Below are 17,825 nucleotides of genomic sequence, written 5' to 3' on the forward strand. Positions count from 1 at the left end.
TCAAAGACGTGAACGAAGGCGAGGTCGATGACCGCCGGTCGCCGACGCTTCAGATTCAGCCGCCTGAGAGGAAAAAGAATGTCGGTACAGACGATCGAGACGATTGCGGAAGAAGCCGGGCAGTGGCGCCGCCACCTGCACCAGAATCCCGAGCTCCTGTTCGATCTGCCCGAGACATCGGCCTTCGTCGCCGACAAGTTGAAGTCCTTCGGCTGCGACGAGGTCGTCACCGGTATCGCCAAGACCGGCGTCGTGGCGGTGGTGAAGGGAAAGCTGGGCGCCGGCCGCACCATCGGCCTGCGCGCCGACATGGATGCGCTGCCGATCGCCGAGCAGACCAATCTGGTCCATGCGTCGAAGAACCCGGGCAAGATGCATGCCTGCGGTCATGACGGCCACACGGCGATGCTGCTCGGTGCAGCAAGTCACTTGGCCTCGACCAGGGATTTTGCCGGCACTGCCGTGCTGATCTTTCAGCCAGCGGAAGAGGGCGGCGCCGGCGGTCGCGTCATGCTCGAGGAAGGCCTGCTCGAACGTTTCGGCATCGAGGAGGTCTTCGGCATGCACAACGAGCCGGGCCTGCCAGTCGGCTCGTTTGCGATCAAGCCCGGTCCGATGCTGGCCGCTGCCGACCGCTTCGTGGTCAAGCTGAACGGCAAGGGCTCGCATGCCGCGTCCCCGCATGAATCGCGCGATCCGGTCCTGATCGCGGCGCATCTGGTGACGGCGCTGCAGTCGATCGCCTCGCGCAACGTCGATCCTTTCGACCCGGTCGTCGTTTCGGTGACCTATCTCGCGGGTGGCAGCGAGGCTGCACTCAACGTCATTCCCGAGCAGGCCGTCGTCGGCGGCACGATCCGCACGATCAACCCTGAGACACGCAAGGCCGTCGAGCAGCGTTTCCGGGATATCGTCGCCAACACCGCGCGCCTCTTCGAAGCCCAGGCCGAGATCGACTGGCGCCCTGGCTATCCGGTAACCGTCAACGACCCTGAAATGACCAAGGCAGCGATTTCAGTCGCCTCCGACGTAGTCGGTGCGGACAAGGTCAATGGCAACTGCCAGTGCACCATGGGCGCGGAGGACTTCTCCTATATGCTCGAAAAGCGCCCCGGCGCCATGATCTGGCTGGGCAACGGCGACTCCGCCGGCCTTCACAACCCCGCCTACGACTTCAACGACGGCGCCATCGTCCATGGTATCAGCTACTGGACGACGCTGGTCGGCGAGCGGCTGGCGAACCGCGGCTAGACGATCGAGGGCCGCCGCAGATCGCCCTTTTGGAGCAACAGTCGCCGATGGCATCGTCAACCCGGTCTCAGGATAAAGGCTGGGGTCAACCTGTCGCTGCGAGCTGTGCATGCGGTTGGCATGCGCTTTGTCAGCGCTGCACGACTGTTGTCAGACCAGATGGGCGACCTGGGCCCCGGCTTCGTACCAGGCCTCGCGGCTCCGGCGGAACGGCGCTGATGTAACCTCGGAGACCGGCAGCGGCAGGTCGGCGTAGGTCTTCTCGCCCGTGATCAGCAAAGCGAGCTCGCGGCCGAATACAGTGCCGGGGGCGATGCCGCGGCCGTTGTAGCCGGAAAAACCGATGGCGTTGGGGCCGAATGTGTGCAGCCTCGGTATCGCATCGCCGGTCATGCCGATCTGTCCGTACCACTCATGCTCGAAACTGATGTCGCCAAGCTCGGGATAGAGCCGGGACAAGGCGCGGCGAGCCCAGGCCTTGTGGATGGTCGTGCCGGAGTAACGCAGCGCGCCGACGCTGCCGAACACCAGCCGCCCGGCGCGGTCCATCCGGAAGGAGGAGAGTATGGTCTTGGTGTCCCACACGCCTTCGCGCCCGGGCAGGATCTTGCGCAGCAGCTCCGGCGAGAGCGGCTGAGTGGCCAGGTTGAAATAGGGCAGGTGGACCTGCTCGGTGCGCACCATCTGCCACGGGCCGGTGCTGTAGGCATCGGTGGCAACGACCACCCAGTCGGCGTCGACGCTGCCACTTGGTGTGGTCAGGTGCCAGCGCTTGTCCTTCCGCTGGGCAGTCGTGACTGGGCTGGATGTATGCAGCATCACACCCGCCTTGACGACAGCGTTCGCGAGGCCGCGCGCATAGGCCAGCGGCTGCAGCGTTCCGGCGCGCGCGTCATGCAGCGCGCCGAGATAAGCCGACGTGCCGAGCCGTGCGGCAGTTTCCGCAGCATCGAGCGCCCTGACCGGCGCACCACGCTTTTGCCACTGCGCCTCGCGCTCCCTGATCTCGGCGAGGCCTGAAGCGCCGACGGCGCAATGCAGCGTGCCGTTGCGCTCCAGCTCGCAGTCTATGCCGTGCCTGTCGATCAGCGCCATGACCTGTGCCGGCGCGTCGCCGAGCAGCTTGAGCAGCCGTTCGCCATGGTCGGGGCCGAGAGCCGAAGAGACGTCGTCAGGCGCGAGCCACAGGCCGGCATTGATCAGGCCGACATTGCGCCCGGCGCCGCCGAAGCCGATTTCCCTGGCTTCCAGCAGCACCACCCGGCGGCCGGCCTCCGCAAGATGCAGCGCGCAGGACATGCCGGTATAGCCACCGCCGACGATGACGACCTCGGCCGAAACATGCCCGTCGAGCGCTGTCGTTGCCGGTGCCGCCGGCGCCGTCGCGTCCCAAAGCCCATGCGAGCGCGGTCCATGGGAATGCGGCTTGTGAGGGGTGCTGAGCATCGGCAGACGTCCGTGGCTGCAGGTTGGCGGGGAGGGATTGGCCCGGGCATGACATCAAGCCGGGGCCATTCACGCCGCCCGCTTCTGCGGACGGCGCCTGAAGTCATGCGGCGGCTACGGCGTGGCCGATGCCAGCGCCGCAACCGGTGTCGGCTTGCTCAGTCGATGTCGAAGCTGACGCCCTGGGCCAGCGGCAGCGCCCTGGAGTAGTTCACCGTGTTGGTGGCGCGGCGCATATAGGCCTTCCAGGCGTCCGAGCCGCTTTCGCGGCCGCCGCCGGTCTCCTTCTCGCCGCCGAACGCGCCGCCGATCTCCGCACCCGAGGTGCCGATGTTGACATTGGCGATGCCGCAGTCCGAACCCTCGACCGACAGGAAGCGCTCGGCTTCCTGCAGGTCGAGCGTGAAGATCGACGACGACAGGCCGGCGCCGACCGCATTGTGCAGGTCGAGCACAGCATCGAAGTCGGAATATTTCATCACATAAAGGATCGGTGCGAAGGTCTCTTCCAGCACCGGACCTGTCTGATCAGGCATCTCGACCAGTGCCGGCTTGACGTAATAGGCGCCGTCATGGCCCTGGTCGACGCGCGCACCGCCGGTGATCTCGCCGCCGGCCTCGGCCGCGTGCTTCAGCGCCTTCTGCATGCCGTCGAAGGCGGCCTTGTCGATCAGCGGGCCGACGAGGGCCGAGCTCTCCAGCGGGCTGCCGACCGAGACGCTCTGATAGGCCTTCTTCAGCCGCGGCACGAGCTGGTCGTAGACGCTGTCATGGACGAACAGGCGGCGCATGGTGGTGCAGCGCTGGCCGGCGGTGCCCATGGCGCCGAAGGCGATGGCGCGTAGCGCCATGTCGAGATTGGCCGAAGGGCAGACGATGCCGGCATTGTTGCCGCCGAGTTCGAGGATGGCGCGGGCGAAACGTTTGGCCAGACGCGGGCCGACGTCACGGCCCATGCGGGTCGAGCCGGTGGCCGAGACCAGCGGCACCTTGGGGTGGTCGACAAGCACCTCGCCGATGGCGCGGTCGCCGATCAAAAGCTGCGACAGGCCTGCGGGCGCATCAGCGCCAAAACGGTTTGCCGCACGCTCGAAGATCGCCTGGCAGGCAAGAGCGGTCAGCGGCGTCTTTTCCGACGGCTTCCAGACCACCGAATTGCCGCAGACAAAGGCCAGGGCTGCATTCCACGACCACACCGCAACGGGGAAGTTGAAGGCCGAGATGACGCCTGTGACGCCGAGCGGATGCCAGGTTTCCATCATGCGATGGCCGGGACGCTCGGTGGCAATGGTCAGGCCATAAAGCTGGCGCGACAGGCCGACGGCGAAGTCGCAGATGTCGATCATCTCCTGGACTTCGCCGAGGCCCTCGGAGGTGATCTTTCCCACCTCGATCGAGACCAGGCGGCCGAGATCGGCCTTTGAAGCGCGCAGCTCCTCGCCGAGCAGGCGGACAAGCTCGCCGCGCTTCGGCGCCGGCACGTTGCGCCAGGCTTTGAAGGCGGCATCGGCGCGGGCAATTACGGCTTCCGCCTCGGCTGATGAGATCGACTTGAGCGCGCCGATCTGGTCGCCCGTCACCGGGCTGCGCACGATCAGGTCGCCGCCGGTGAAGGCAGCTGACGCAACGCCAAGCCGCTCCAGAAGAGCGGCGGTTTCTTTTGCTAAGGTCATTTTCTTGTCCTTTTGTTTGTCGGGTTCATTGTGGCGCTGTACGCCATGATCAGCCCAGCCGTGCGGTGCCGATCGGAGCGGGGGCGACCGCCTGTTTCAGCTGCGCGGCCATCGATTTCAGTTTTTCCGTCGTGTAGCGGTCGTAGAAACGCTGGTTGCGGCGTCCAAGTCCGTGTTCGGCGCTGAAGCTTGCGCCATGCTCCTCGACGGCAACCGAGATCACCCGCTCGCGCAACGCCTCGGCGGTTGCCATGTCGTTCGTCCCGTCCGCCAGCTTCGGCACGACTAGATTGAAATGCACGCCGCCGTCGCCGACATGGCCGAAATCGCAGATGGCGACAGCGGGGAATTCCAGGGCCAGCAGGTCGCTCATGTGCTGGCGGAAGCGCATCAGCTCGCCGCGGCGGAATGACAGGTCGAGGCCGACGACATAGCCCGACGACTTCACACCTTCGGACAGAGCGTGGCGCAGCGCCCACATTTCGTGCACGGGACCGACGAAGGCGTCGCCCAGCGGCTCCTCCGGCAGGCTCCATATGTCTGCCAGCACCTCTTCGAGCACGGCGTCGAGCTGCTGCTCGGCCGCGCGTGGCAGCCATGACCTGGAAACCTCGGCGAGGATGACGAAATCGGGCACGGCCCCGCCGGGGAACGGATTGCGCAACGCTTCGACATGGGCGAGCGTGCGGGTGATCGCTGCGCCCGACATGCCTTCGAAGGCGCTGAGATAGGTGCCTAGGCGCTCTTCCATGGCGTTGAGCAAGACGGTCACATGCTCGGGTGAACGCGGCACCAGATAGGCGGTCGCCACCTGCTGCGGCAGCCTTTCCAGGTTGAAGATGCATTCGGTGATGACGCCGAACGCACCTGACGTGCCGATGAAATGCTGCTTCCAGTCGACGCCGGTGTTGTCCTTGCGCAGTCCGGCGCCGAAATCGACAACGGTGCCGGCTGCGTCGCCGAGCACCACCTTCATGCCCAGCGTGTTGCGGCGGACGTCGCCGAAACGCAGGAAACGCGCCCCGCCGGTGTTGCTCGCGACCATGCCGCCTGCCATCGGGTCGGCGCCAAGATCGATCGGGAAGAACAGGCCGTGCGGTTCGAGCCGGGCGTTGATTTCGGACAAGCGGAAGCCGGCGTCGACGCGCACCGTGCGATTGTCGAGGTCGAGCTCGAAGGTCGAGCGCAGGCGATCGAGGCTCAACACGCCCTGCGTGCCGCTGTCGTCGGGCGTCGAACCGGCAACGAGCCCGGTGTTGCCGGATTGCGGCACCAGCGGGATGGCATGGCGCGCGCAATAGGCGACGACAGTCGAGACGGCCTCGGTCGAGGCCGGGCGTGCCACGAAGGCTGCGCGGCCGCTATCATAACGCGCGCCCCTTTCGTAGCCGGCCATGTCGGCTTCTGCGGTCAGTAACCCGCCTGCGCCGAGCAGGGCGCCGAGAGTGTCGATGTGTTCGCGCGCCAGCATCAAGCCGCGTCCGAAAACGCCTTCAGCGCGGCTAGGCAGCGCTCGATCGATGCCCGTTCGATGCCGGCATAATGCTCGAACTCGTTAAGGACGGCGGCCCCCAGGGCTTTTTCGAACAGGCGCTGGTTGGGGCTGGCGGTGAACTCCTGCACAGCGTCGTCACCCAGGTTGGACTGGAAGATGCCGGCGGCCGAGACCGGCAGGAAGTCCTCGTAGACAATTGCGTCGAAACGCACCGCACCGGCGGCGATCAGGATTTCGATGTCGCTGCCGCGCGCACCGGCGACTGCGTCGTCGACGGTGTAGAGGAAATAGCCGAGGCCGGCCTTGCGGATGGCGTTCCAGTCGTCAGGGAATTCGGCAAAGCTCCGAGTGAGTGCTACGCGGTAGGCGTCCGCATTCGAACCGTCCGGGGCAGGGCGCACCGAGGCGCGAGCCTGGTTCAAAAGCTTGTCGTAAAGGCTTCGACCCTTGGGCGTGAGCGCTATGCCGCGCTGCTCGATCTCGCCGAAGCGCGCGGTGTGCGAGCCTGTCTGGAGCTTGCCGTTTTCGTCGGGAAACGACACGCGCTCCTCGACGGCCTTGAACGACGTCTGGCGCAGCAGGATGGGGCAAGCGCGGCTGGGCGGCCCCTCGACGACGGCCTTGGGAACGATGCCGCGCGATGGCATCTGGTCCTGCACGGCGTCGATATCAAGCGTGCGCGGCGTCAGATGGTTGATGTGCGGGCCCTTGAACGAGACCACGTCGGCGATCAGCCGGTGCGCATCGTGCAGCCTGGCATAGAGCGCCCGGTCGACGCTTGCCTCGCTGTGCCAGCGGAACGTGTCGAGCACTTCAGTGACGAACAGTCCGGCATCCTCCTGCGACAGGCCACCGTCACGTTCAGCCTTGTCGACGAGTGCCACGGCCGCGTCGGAAAAGATCTGCCGGCGGGCCAAGGTCTGTTCGGCGGTTGCGCGCAGGCCTTCGTCGGCGATCAGGTCGAGCCGCAGCAGCGAGGTGAACACCCGGAACGGGTTGATGTTGAGCGCGGTCTCGCCGACCGGCCGGAAGGCGGTGGAGTGCACCGGCACGCCGGCTTCGCTGAGATCGTAATAGCCGACCGGGAGCATGCCCATGACGGCGAAGACACGCCGCATCATGGCGAGCTCGGCTTCGGTTCCGAGGCGGATGGCGCCGTGGCGCTCCTCGCTGATGCGGGCGAGCGTCTCTGTCGCTTCCAGGCTGGCGTGCAGCGCCGGCTGGCTGGCGAGGGTGGCTTCGTTGACGTCGGCGACCAGGGCCATCAGCGTGCCATAGGCGGGCACTTCATCGCGGTACATCGCCGACATGGCGGCCGAGAAGGCGGCGCGGATGGCATCGGGCGACAAGAAGGGAGACGGAGACATTCGAACCCTCTGTTTCACGTTCGGCATGGGCGACTTCATGCGTGAACAATGCTATATACGGTTCTGTCGGCGCTGAGTTGCGCTGAATCCATCTAGGTTGATGCGGAAACCGAATGACTGCTGCGCGCACGCTCCTTCCCGACCTGGGCAAGCTGCAGGCCTTCGAGGCCGCTGCCCGCCATGGCAACGTCACGCTGGCAGGGCGCGAGCTCAACCTCTCGCAAAGCGCTGTCAGCCGGCAAATCCGCGATCTCGAGGCCCAACTCGGCCTGCTGCTGTTCGAGCGGGTGCGCCAGCGCGTGGTGCTGTCGGCGGCCGGTCAGAAATTCCTGCCCGACGCGCGCAAGCTGCTTGAGCAGGGCGAGGCGGCGATGCTGAGGGCGATGGCCAGTTCGGGCGTATCGCTGCTCAGCCTCGCCACCTTGCCGACCTTCGGCAGCCGCTGGCTGGTGCCACGGCTACCGGGCTTCCTGAAAACCCATCCCGGCATCGCGCTCAACGTGGTGTCGCGCGCCGAGCAGTTCGACTTGGAGGAACAGGGGTTTGACGCGGCGATCCATTACGGCCAGCCGGTCTGGGCCAATGCCGTGTGCCGCTATATCTGCCGCGAAGTGATCGTGCCGGCGGCCAGTCCGGAGTTTCTCGCAGGCCGCGACATCGGCTCGCCCGAAGCGCTGGCGCATGCGCCGCTGCTCAACATGGCGACGCGACCAAAGGCCTGGGCCAACTGGTTCCAGGCCGCCGGCGTCGAGGCGCAAGGCGCCTATCAGGGCCATCGCTTCGACCAGTTCACCATGTTGATCGAGGCGGCGGTTGCCGGCCTGGGGGTGGCTCTGCTGCCGCGCTATCTCGTCGAAAGCGAGCTGCGCGACGGCAAGCTGCAGGTCGTTCTCGATATGCCGCTGCAGACCGAAAAGAGCTACTACTTCGTGGTTCCCGAACGAAAGGCGGCGGGCCAGCTGACCAATCAGCTGTTCGACTGGATCCTGGGGCAGGTGACGCCAGAGGATTGAAGCAACAGGGCTTGGGCACTTCGGCTAGTCGCCGACATAGCCGGTGATCTTGCCGTGCAGTTCCGAGACCTTGTTCATGCGACCTTCGATCGCGACGCCGAGTTCGTTGAAGATGCCGTTGATCAAGAGGTTGCCGAGGCTGGCCATCTGCGCTGTCGATTCCCAGAACATGCCGAATTCGGTGGGCACGACGAACATTTCGTCGGCAAGGTCGCGGCCCCAGTCGCAGAAGGCGTCGGTGACCAGCGTGATCGGGATCTTCGCCTTTCTGGCTTCCTGCGCCAGCAGGAGGTTCAGGCGCGAATAGCGGCGGGCCTCGAAAATCACCAGGCATGTCGATTTGGATGGGCTCAGCAAGATCTCCGAAAAGTTGCCGCCGGCAATGTCGGCGAGCTGGACGCCTGGGCGGAGATACTGCAGCTGATTGGCGAAGTACTGGGCGATGCCGCGCTCCGTCTGGAAGCCGGCGACGAAAAGCTGCGGCGAGGTGGCCAGGCGCTTGACGGCGCGGGCCCATTCCTTGGTGTTGGCGAGCTCGTAGATCCTCAGCAACGCCGCGATCTCCAGCTCCAGACTGCGGGCGAGGGCATCGCCGTTCTGGCTGCGGTCGCGGAACTCCTTCAGGCGGTCGCCGGCCAGCCAGGGCTGGGCGCCAATGTTGTCGCGGAGATCCTCCTTGAGGTCCTTGAAGCGGGCGTAACCCAGCGTCCGGCAGAAGCGCCCGACAGTCGGCTCGCTGACGCCGACCTTGGCGGCCAAGGTTGCCGAGGTCTCGAACGGCACGCCGTTGAGGTTTGCCAACATGTAGTTGGCAAGCGCCTTCTCGGCATTGGTGGCGGTAGCCAGGCTTTCGACCAGCCTGCGGCGAACCGATTCCGTCATTTTGCTCTCCCTGTGCGGGGCGGGATTTCTTGTAAGAATTCTATCACAGAATCGATTGACGTTTGTTTTTTTTCAAAATAGCTTGAACGCACCCTCGTTGAGGAGCGGGGAAGAAAAATGTTGCTGAGCCGCTGGATATTGCCAGTAACGCTCAGCAACCGGGAGGAAACGACGCGCATCTGGCTCAGGTCATATGACCATGCCACATCGCGAATTCTTGTCTGTTGTCGAGAAAATGCTGCTTCCGCGGCATGGCTGGCTTTTGCCGATTTTCCAAGGGGAGGTTGAACATGAATCGACGTGGGTTTCTTGCTTCGGTATCGGTGGTCACGCTGGCCGCGGGCCTCGGCCTGGCTGGGGGATATTCGGCGCGAGCATCAGAACCGGAGGCCGTGTTTGCTCTCGGCAGTGCCGAAATCGGCGCCCCTCATCACGATCCAATTCGCGCCACCTTGCTCAGCACCGTCGCGACCCTGATCTACGACCGGCTGATCGAGCAGGATGTCGACCAGAGCTATCATCCCCACCTCGCCGAATCCTGGGAGAACAGTCCCGACGGTATGACCTGGACCTTCAAGTTGCGGCAAGACGTTCGCTTTCATGATGGTGAACCGTTCAATGCCGCGACCATAGCGTGGTGGATCCCCAAGTTCAAAGGTAGCCCGAACGAGTACCTTGTCGACGCCGTCGACCGTGTCGAGGTCGTCGACGACCATACTGTTCGCTTCGTCATGAAGCGGGCGGAGCCAAATCTGATCTACAATCTGGCATCGTCCTTCATGGGCATCCCGTCTCCTAAGGCCTACGACGCGGCCGGCGACAATTTTGGCGTGACCGAGGCCGTCGGAACCGGACCCTTCACGTTCGAGAGCTTTGCCGTCGGACAGGAAACCGTGCTGGTCGCCAATGAGGACTACAGCTGGGGCAGCGACCTCTCGGACAACAAGGGAGCACCGCACGTCAAGCGGCTGACCCTGCGCGAAATTCCCGACGCCTCGACGGCCTTCCTCGAACTGAAGACAGGCGGCGTCGGCTTGCTGCTCGGCGTGCCGGACCAGTTCCTGCCGCAACTTCAGGCGGAAGAGATGTTGGACTTCCGGAGCCTGCCTGGCTTCGGGATCACCTATCTCGCGTTCAACACCCGAGCCGAGCCGTTCGGCGACGCCGCCGTGCGCCAGGCAACCGCATTGGCGGTCGACCAGGGCGCCATCCTCAAGAGCGTCTTCAACGGCATAGGCCTCGAAGCGCACCAGTTCCTCATCAGCACGCTGGTGGAATCCAAGATCGATCCCAAGCTGGAAATCCACCACGACCTGGCCAAGGCCAACGAGCTTCTGGACAAGGCCGGCTGGCAGCGAGGTGATGACGGCATCCGGGTCAAGGGCGGCAAGCCGCTGAAGATCAAGCTGACGGCGCAGTCGGAGACGGCGATCAAACGTACTGCCGAGATCGTCCAGGCGCAGCTCAAGGCAATCGGCATGGTTGTCGAGATCGACATCTTCGACAGCACGACGGTCGTCGACCAGCTCAAGAAGGGCCAGCATCAGCTCGCGGTGCGTCAGTATGGCTGGAACAACGCCGACATTCTCGATTGGTTCTTCAGCACCACCAACATTCCCTATCCGAACTCCTCCGGGTGGCAGGACGAGAAATCGCAGGAGCTTCGCAACGTCGCCATGCAGCAGTCGAAGACGCAGGACGAGCGGGTGGCCAATTTCAGGAAGTATCAGGAGAACCTGATCGGCAACTTCCTGTTTGTACCGATCCACGAGCCGGTTCAGAACTACGCGTTCAACAAGACCATGCTCGATGTGCCGGCAAAGCTGCGTGGCACGCAGCTGGTGCAGGCAACGGCCGTCGACATCAAGGTCATTGGCTGAGCGGGTCGGCAGAACGTCATGATCGGCTTCACCTTGAGGCGGCTCGTCCTGCTGCTGCCTGTCTTCTTTGTCGTCTCACTGGTGGTGTTCTTCATCATCCATCTGGTGCCGGGTGACCCCATCGACAATCTCATGCGCGCCGGCTCGACGCCGGAGCAGCGCCTGCAGATTGCGGCGAAGTACGGTCTCGACCGCAGCCTGGTCGAGCAATATGTCACCTGGATGGGGCGGCTGCTGACCGGCGACCTGGGCACCTCGATCATCCAGGGGCGCCCGGTCAGCGCCCTGATCGCCCGGAACCTGCCCTACAGCCTCGAGCTGGGCATCGCAGCACTACTGTTTTCGACGCTGACCGGCATCGCCGCCGGCGTGATCGCGGCGAGCTATCAGGGCACCCGCGTCGACGACTCGATCACCGGCTTTATTCTGCTCGGCTCGACGGTGCCAAGCTTCTGGCTCGGCCTGCTGCTGATCCTTGTCTTCGCGGTCTGGCTCGGCTGGGTCCCGGTGTCGGGCGCGCGCGGCTGGAGTTCGCTCATCCTGCCGACCATCGCCGCCGGCCTCGGCGGTATCGCACTCGTGGCCCGCGTTACGCGGATCGCCATGATCGAGACCTCCAGGCAGGATTTTGTGACACTGCTGCACGCCAAGGGGCTGCCGCCCTTCATCATCCAGCTGCGGCATGTGCTGCGCCACGCCATGGTTCCGGTCGTCACCATCCTCAGCCTGCGCATCGGCTGGGTTTTGGGAGGCGCCGTGACGATCGAATATGTCTTCGCCCGTCCCGGCCTCGGCTCGCTGCTGATCCGGGCGCTCAATCAGCGAGACTACCCGCTGGTTCAGGGCTGTCTTCTCATGCTGGCCATGGCCGTCATCATCGGCGCCCTGATCGGCGACATCGTCCAGGCGGCGATGGATCCACGCCAGCGCGAGGCACGGGCATGATCAGACATCGTGCATTGGCAATGCTCAAGGCCGTCTCGACCTTCAAGGGCGGCATATCGGGAGCGTTTCTGCTGCTTCTGGTCATCGGCGCGCTGTTTGCGCCGTGGCTGTCGCCATATCCCTACGACCAGCAGGACCTGGGCATCATGAACCAGGCGCCGTCGCTGACGCATCTGTTCGGCACCGACGAGTTCGGACGCGATGTGCTGTCGCGGATGATCACCGGGGCCCGCACCTCGCTCTCGGTCAGCATCACAGCGATCGGCATCTCCGTGGCGCTCGGCCTCGTCCTCGGCGCCACCTGCGGCTATTTCGGCGGCACCTTCGACCGCATCGTCATGACGGTGATCGACCTGACATGGTCGTTCCCAGAAATCCTGATCGCGCTGATGCTGGTGGCGATCATCGGGCCCGGGCTGGAAGGCGTGGTGATCGCCATCGCCATCGCCTACCTCGCGCAGTTCAGCCGACTGACGCGAACCCAGATCATGTCGCTGAAGAGCGAAACCTACGTCGAGGCGACAATCAGTCTGGGCGCCGGCCACGCCCACGTCCTGTTCTCGCATCTCCTGCCCAACGCGCTGGCGCCGGTGCTGGTGGCGGCGATGCTGGCAACCGGCGATGCGATCATTCTCGAGGCAACTCTCGGCTTCTTCGGTCTGGGCGCCCAGCCGCCGACACCGAGCTGGGGCGCAATGATGAGTTCCGGCACGGCCCAGCTGTTCATTGCGCCCTGGGTGATTCTGCTTCCCGGTCTCGCCGTGGCGCTGACGGTCGTCTTCATCAACCTGTTCGGCGACGCGGTGATCGCTGCGCTCGATGTCCGCGCCAAGTTCAGGGAGGCGTAACGATGCTGCTGGATCTGGAAATGCTGCGCATCAGCTTTGGTGCCTTCGCGCCGGTCGACCAAGTCACGCTCAGCGTCGACCGTGGCGAAATCCTCGGCATCGTCGGTGAATCCGGTTCGGGCAAGTCGCTGACGGCAACCGCGATCATGGGATTGTTGCCGCGCATCGGCGGCCAGGTCGCTGCCGGCACCATCCGCTTTGACGGCACCAATCTCGTCGGGCTGCCGGAGCGGCAGATGCGGAGGCTGCGCGGCGGGCGCATCGCGCTGATTACGCAGAACCCGATGACTTCGCTCGATTCGATGATGCGGATCGGGCCGCAGATCGATCAGGCCGCACGCCTGCATCTCGGCCTTGGCCGGAGTGCGGCGCGGGCAAAAAGCCTGGAATTGATGGCCGACCTGCGCATTCCCGATCCCGCCTCGGTCTACGACCTGTTTCCGCACCAGCTCTCCGGCGGCATGAAACAGCGTATCGTCATCGCCATGGCGCTTGCCGGCGACCCGGAGCTTCTGATCGCCGACGAGCCGACCACGGCCCTCGACGTCACGGTGCAGGCGCAGATCGTGCAGATCCTCGTCGACCTGGTGCGGCAGCGCGGCCTCGGCCTGATCCTAATCACCCACGACATGGGCGTCGTCGCCCAGGCTTGCGACCGGGTGGCCGTGATGTATTGCGGCCGCGTGGTCGAGCTGGCCGAGGTCGACGCACTCTTCGCGCAACCGCGTCATCCCTACACACAGGCGCTGATCCGCTGCATCCCCAGGCACTATATGGCGCGCGGCACGATGAGCGCCATCCCAGGCGTGGTCCCGAGTGCCGCAGCACAGCCGCCGGGCTGTAGGTTCAATCCGCGCTGCGCCCGTGTCGCCGACCGCTGCCGCATCGAGATCCCCGAGCTGCGCATAGGCGTCAGCGGCAATGGCGTGGCCTGCCACGTGGCGGAGGCAGCATGAGCGATCTTCTCACCGTCAACGGGCTCAGCCGCCGTTTCAGTGATGGCGGGCTGTTGCGCAAGCGCAAGACGTTCCATGCCGTCAGCAACGTTTCTTTCGCGTTGAAGAAAGGTCAGATCCTCGGAGTCGTCGGCGAGTCCGGCTGCGGCAAGTCAACGCTGGCGCGGCTGGTGCTGCGCCTGATCACGCCCAGCGAGGGGCAGGTCACGTTCGACGGTGTCGACATGGCATCGCTGTCGCGGCAAGACATGCGTCGCCTGCGCCAGCGCATGCAACTGGTGTTCCAGGATCCCTATTCGGCGATCGATCCGCGCTACTCGATCCGGGACGCGCTGCTCGAACCGTTCCGCGTCCAGGGCGCAATGCCAAGATCCGCCGATGAGACCGTCGCATCGCTGCTCGACATGGTCGGTCTGAACAGCGCGCTGGCGGCAAGCTATCCACATCAGTTGTCGGGCGGCCAGAAGCAGCGTATCGGCATCGCACGTGCCCTGGCGCTCAACCCGTCGCTGGTGGTGCTCGACGAGCCGACGGCTTCACTTGACGTTTCGGTGCAGGCGCAGATCGTGTCGCTCTTGGAGCGGCTGCGCCAGGATCTCGGGCTGACCTATCTGTTCATCTCCCACGATCTCGGACTGGTGCGCTATTTCTGCGACCAGATCCTGGTCATGTATCTCGGCCGCATCGTCGAAGTGCTGCCGAGCACCGCGGCGCCCAAGCATCCCTACACAAGAGCGCTGCTCGACAGCACCTTCGAACCCGATCCGAAGCGGCGCCGTACGGTGACGCGGCTCGCCGGTGAGATCCCCAGCGGCTACGACCTGCCGACCGGCTGCGCCTTCGCCAACCGTTGCCCGCGCGTCACCGATCTCTGCCGCCGCGAGCTGCCGACGCTTTGGTCACAAGGCGGTGCGCATCAGGTCGCCTGTCACCATCCGCTCACCGCCGCGCCCGACGCGATTATCGACGAGAGGTCGGTCGCATGAACGCCAATCACCGAGACGCTTCAGGCGCTTCGCATCGTTTGCAGATGACTTTGAAGACCAGGAAATCAGCATGAGCTACACCGGAGAACTCGACCGCTACCTGCAGTCGGAAATCGACAACAGCCAGGTTCCCGGACTCGGCGTCGCCATCGTCCATGATGGCGAGATCGTGCATCTCGGAGGTTATGGCCTTGCCAATGTCGAGAACCAGGTGCCGGTGACGCCCGATACCGTTTTCCATTCCGGCTCGACCGGCAAGATGTTCACCGCGGCGGCGGTGATGTTTTTGCTTCAGGACGACCACATCAAGCTCGACGACCCGTTGATCCGCTATATTCCGGAAGGGCCCGAAAGCTGGTCCGTCATTACCATCCGCAACCTGCTGTCGATGATGGCCGGCTTCGGCAATTTCGACATCGCCTTCTCGGCGGGCGAAGGCGGGGAGGGTGGCGCCGTGCCGCTCAACCTGTGGCAGGACCATAGCGACGAGCAACTGATCGACCTCGCCCGACGTTCGCCGTTCATGTACCGACCGGGCGAGGGCTATCAGTACAGCAATACCGGCTACATCCTGGCCGGGCTGGTTGTCGCCCGTGTTTCGAACAAGCCTTATTACGAGCTCCTGCGCGAACGGCTGTTCGAGCCGATCGGCATGGCGACGGCGCGCGAGGCCTCGTGGTTCGACATCGTGCCGAACCGCGCCGCCGGCCACTGTATCCGCGACGGCAAGTTGGAAAACCGCTACTGGGCGGCGCCGACACTGCAGCGCACCGGCGATGGCGGGCTCTATTTTTCGCCGCGCGACATCGCCCATTGGCTGCTTGAGCTCGACAATCCCACGGTGCTGAGCCCTGAAAGCATCGCACTGGTGTCCGAGCCGGTGCTGATGAAGAACGGCCAGCCGTCGTTCAACAATTATGCGCTGGGCTGGCAGAATTCCACGATACGCGGTCATCGCAAGATCCGGCATGGCGGCACCTGGGACGGGTTCCGCGCCGAGATCGCTCGCTTCCCGGCGCGCAAGTTGTCGGTCTGCGTGCTCGGCAACACTGACGAGGCCCAGGTCGCCCGGATAGGCCAGAAGATCGCCGGCATCGTCGATCCGGCGCTCGCACCCTACGAACCGATCGCCGACGGCAACGAAGCTCTGACCAGGCGCGACCACGAGCTGCTGCAGGCCATCGTCGAGCGCCGTGCGCCGCGCGAGAGCTTTGGCGAAGAGGCCTGGCGCCTGTGGAGCAACGGCTGGTTCGAGCAGATCGCGGCAAGCGGCGTTGCGGTGGCTGGAGTGCCGCTCGAGCTCACCCATCAGGAAGGCGACGGCGGCCGACGCTACCGGCTGGAGATGGGCGGCTATCACCTGCACTGGACGATCAGCCGCGACAGCGAGGACCGGGTGAGCGAAATGCGCTTCCACATGGAGTAGCCGCAACGGTGGCCGCGGCCCAGCCGGCGAGGCCACCGTTGCTGACACGTCAAACCAACTGCTGAGCCTGATCAGGCGCTGCGTATCCCTCGGCGAGGGACGCAACGGACAAGTGCGCCTGTTCGATTCGAAATGCCTGAACGACCAGATGGAGACCGATAATGAGCTTTCGTGTTCTGACCGCAGAATTCGCCCATGAGACCAACACGTTCAGCGTCCGCAAGACCGGCTATGACGCGTTTACCGTCGAAGGCGTGTTGTTCGGCGACGACGCCATTCGTGCCAGGGGCGACGCGAACACCGAGATTGCCGGCTTCCTCGATATCGGCCGCAAATATGGCTGGGCCGTCGAGCATGTTCTGAGCACCGCGGCCGAACCGGCAGGACCGGTGACGCGCGATGCCTTCGACCGGATCGGCGGCGCCATCGTCAAGGCGGCTGCCGGCAACAAGGGCAAGATCGACGGCATCCTGCTTGGCCTGCACGGAGCAATGGTCACCGACTTCTCGCCTGATGGCGAAGGTGAACTGCTGGAGCGGCTGCGCGCCGTCGTCGGGCCGGACCTGCCGATCGCTGTCACGCTCGACCCGCATGCCAATGTCACGGCCAAAATGTGCGAGCTCGCCGACATACTGATCTCGTTCAAGACCTATCCGCACATCGACATGCGGGCGATCGCCCACCACGCTGGCGAGTTGCTGCAGCGCACGATGGCCGGCGAGATCCGTCCGAAGACGCTGTTGGTCCGCCGGCCAATGCTGGAGGAGGCCAATGCCGGTCGTACGGATATCGGACCGATGGTCGAGTGGATCGCCAGAGCCCGCGCCTATGAAGAGACGCCTGGTGCGCTGGCCGTCAGCATCAATGGCGCATTTCCCAACGCCGACATTCCCGAGGTTGGGCCGACAGTGCTTGTCACCTATGACGGCGACCCGGCGCGGCACCGCACCTTCGCCGAAGGCATCGCCGACGAGATCTGGGACAACCGCTTCAATGTGCTGAACACCTTCTACACGGTGATGCAGGCTGCCGAGATCGCGCATGACTATCGCGGCGACCGTCCGCTGATCATTGCCGACTATGCCGACAATCCCGGCGCCGGCGGCTATGGCGATGCCACCGCCTTGCTTGGAGCGCTGCTCCATGTCGGCGTAGATGATGCGTGCTTCGGCCCGATCGTCGATCCGGAGACGGCCAACCAACTGCACCGCGCCACGGTCGGCGACACCGTCAAGCTCAGGCTCGGCGGCAAGACCGATCCGCGCTTCGGCGGCGATCCGCTCGAAGTGACCGGCAAGCTGCTCGTCATCAGCGACGGCAAGCTGATCGGCGACGGAGAACAGCTGGGCGGGCTGGAGTTCTCGTTTGGCCCGACGGCCGTGGTGCAGATCGACGGCATCGCCGTGCTGGTCGTTACCGAGCCGTCGCAGATGCGCGACCTCCAGCAGTTCCGGGCCTTCGGAATCGATCCGGCGCGGCATCGCGTGGTCGGGCTCAAGTCGATGCAGCATTTCCGCGCTGCCTTCGAACCTATCGCCGGCAAGGTCATCGTCTGCGACAGCGGCGCACTCTGCACCATGGACTATTCCAGGATGCCCTATCGCAATGTCGCACGACCGATCTTCCCGCTCGACCGCGACATGACCCTTTGAGTGTA

At 64.7% G+C, this 17,825-nt stretch carries 14 protein-coding genes; 9 read left to right on the forward strand and 5 right to left on the reverse strand.

Features of this window, described 5'->3' with window-relative positions:
- Window positions 1–78: 78 nt before the first annotated feature.
- Window positions 79–1,251, forward strand: coding sequence for a M20 aminoacylase family protein (locus N7E70_RS12545; RefSeq protein ID WP_263006550.1), 1,173 nt, complete (start codon window positions 79–81; stop codon window positions 1,249–1,251).
- A gap of 150 nt (window positions 1,252–1,401) precedes the next feature.
- Here the strand turns inward: N7E70_RS12545 and N7E70_RS12550 are convergent, their stop codons facing one another.
- The 4 genes from N7E70_RS12550 to hglS all read right to left on the reverse strand — a co-directional run bounded on the left by N7E70_RS12550 (window position 1,402) and on the right by hglS (window position 7,232).
- Window positions 1,402–2,697 carry an NAD(P)/FAD-dependent oxidoreductase gene (locus tag N7E70_RS12550; RefSeq protein ID WP_263006551.1) on the reverse strand — a complete coding sequence of 432 codons (1,296 nt, stop codon included), beginning with the start codon at window positions 2,695–2,697 and terminating at the stop codon, window positions 1,402–1,404.
- Between the two features lie 158 nt (window positions 2,698–2,855).
- Window positions 2,856–4,370 carry an L-piperidine-6-carboxylate dehydrogenase gene (gene amaB, locus N7E70_RS12555; RefSeq protein WP_263006552.1) on the reverse strand — a complete coding sequence of 505 codons (1,515 nt, stop codon included), beginning with the start codon at window positions 4,368–4,370 and terminating at the stop codon, window positions 2,856–2,858.
- Between the two features lie 49 nt (window positions 4,371–4,419).
- Complete coding sequence (locus tag N7E70_RS12560) at window positions 4,420–5,841, reverse strand: FAD-binding oxidoreductase (protein ID WP_263006553.1); 1,422 nt, start codon at window positions 5,839–5,841, stop codon at window positions 4,420–4,422.
- A complete protein-coding gene (gene hglS / locus N7E70_RS12565) occupies window positions 5,841–7,232 on the reverse strand; it encodes a 2-oxoadipate dioxygenase/decarboxylase HglS (protein WP_263006554.1) in 1,392 nt (463 codons plus the stop codon). Before hglS ends, N7E70_RS12560 begins: the two co-directional genes overlap by 1 nt.
- Window positions 7,233–7,345: 113 nt before the next feature.
- Between hglS and N7E70_RS12570 the strand changes: the two genes are divergently transcribed.
- Window positions 7,346–8,245, forward strand: coding sequence for a LysR family transcriptional regulator (locus N7E70_RS12570; RefSeq protein ID WP_067960082.1), 900 nt, complete (start codon window positions 7,346–7,348; stop codon window positions 8,243–8,245).
- A 24-nt stretch (window positions 8,246–8,269) separates the two neighbouring features.
- Here N7E70_RS12570 and N7E70_RS12575 read toward each other — a convergent pair whose 3' ends face one another.
- A complete protein-coding gene (locus tag N7E70_RS12575; protein WP_263006555.1) occupies window positions 8,270–9,127 on the reverse strand; it encodes a MurR/RpiR family transcriptional regulator in 858 nt (285 codons plus the stop codon).
- Between the two features lie 290 nt (window positions 9,128–9,417).
- Here N7E70_RS12575 and N7E70_RS12580 point away from each other — a divergent pair, with 290 nt between their 5' ends.
- From N7E70_RS12580 to N7E70_RS12610, 7 genes are all read left to right on the forward strand, one after another.
- The gene (locus tag N7E70_RS12580) at window positions 9,418–11,007 is read left to right on the forward strand and encodes an ABC transporter substrate-binding protein (RefSeq protein WP_263006556.1); all 1,590 of its coding nucleotides are present in this window, start codon (window positions 9,418–9,420) and stop codon (window positions 11,005–11,007) included.
- A gap of 18 nt (window positions 11,008–11,025) precedes the next feature.
- The gene (locus tag N7E70_RS12585) at window positions 11,026–11,952 is read left to right on the forward strand and encodes an ABC transporter permease (RefSeq protein ID WP_154386365.1); all 927 of its coding nucleotides are present in this window, start codon (window positions 11,026–11,028) and stop codon (window positions 11,950–11,952) included.
- Window positions 11,949–12,800 (forward strand): ABC transporter permease, encoded by an 852-nt coding sequence (locus N7E70_RS12590; RefSeq protein ID WP_263006557.1) that lies wholly within the window; start codon window positions 11,949–11,951, stop codon window positions 12,798–12,800. The genes N7E70_RS12585 and N7E70_RS12590 overlap by 4 nt, the downstream gene beginning before the upstream one ends.
- A gap of 2 nt (window positions 12,801–12,802) precedes the next feature.
- A complete protein-coding gene (locus N7E70_RS12595) occupies window positions 12,803–13,756 on the forward strand; it encodes an ABC transporter ATP-binding protein (RefSeq protein WP_263006558.1) in 954 nt (317 codons plus the stop codon).
- Window positions 13,753–14,742 carry an ABC transporter ATP-binding protein gene (locus N7E70_RS12600; protein ID WP_067960101.1) on the forward strand — a complete coding sequence of 330 codons (990 nt, stop codon included), beginning with the start codon at window positions 13,753–13,755 and terminating at the stop codon, window positions 14,740–14,742. Before N7E70_RS12595 ends, N7E70_RS12600 begins: the two co-directional genes overlap by 4 nt.
- Before the next feature lie 70 nt (window positions 14,743–14,812).
- Window positions 14,813–16,168, forward strand: coding sequence for a serine hydrolase domain-containing protein (locus N7E70_RS12605; protein WP_067960104.1), 1,356 nt, complete (start codon window positions 14,813–14,815; stop codon window positions 16,166–16,168).
- Between the two features lie 161 nt (window positions 16,169–16,329).
- Window positions 16,330–17,820 (forward strand): M81 family metallopeptidase, encoded by a 1,491-nt coding sequence (locus N7E70_RS12610; RefSeq protein ID WP_263006559.1) that lies wholly within the window; start codon window positions 16,330–16,332, stop codon window positions 17,818–17,820.
- The last annotated feature ends 5 nt before the right edge of the window (window positions 17,821–17,825 follow it).

Source organism: Aminobacter sp. NyZ550 (assembly GCF_025628925.2).
GTDB classification, from domain to species: Bacteria; Pseudomonadota; Alphaproteobacteria; order Rhizobiales; family Rhizobiaceae; genus Aminobacter; species Aminobacter ciceronei.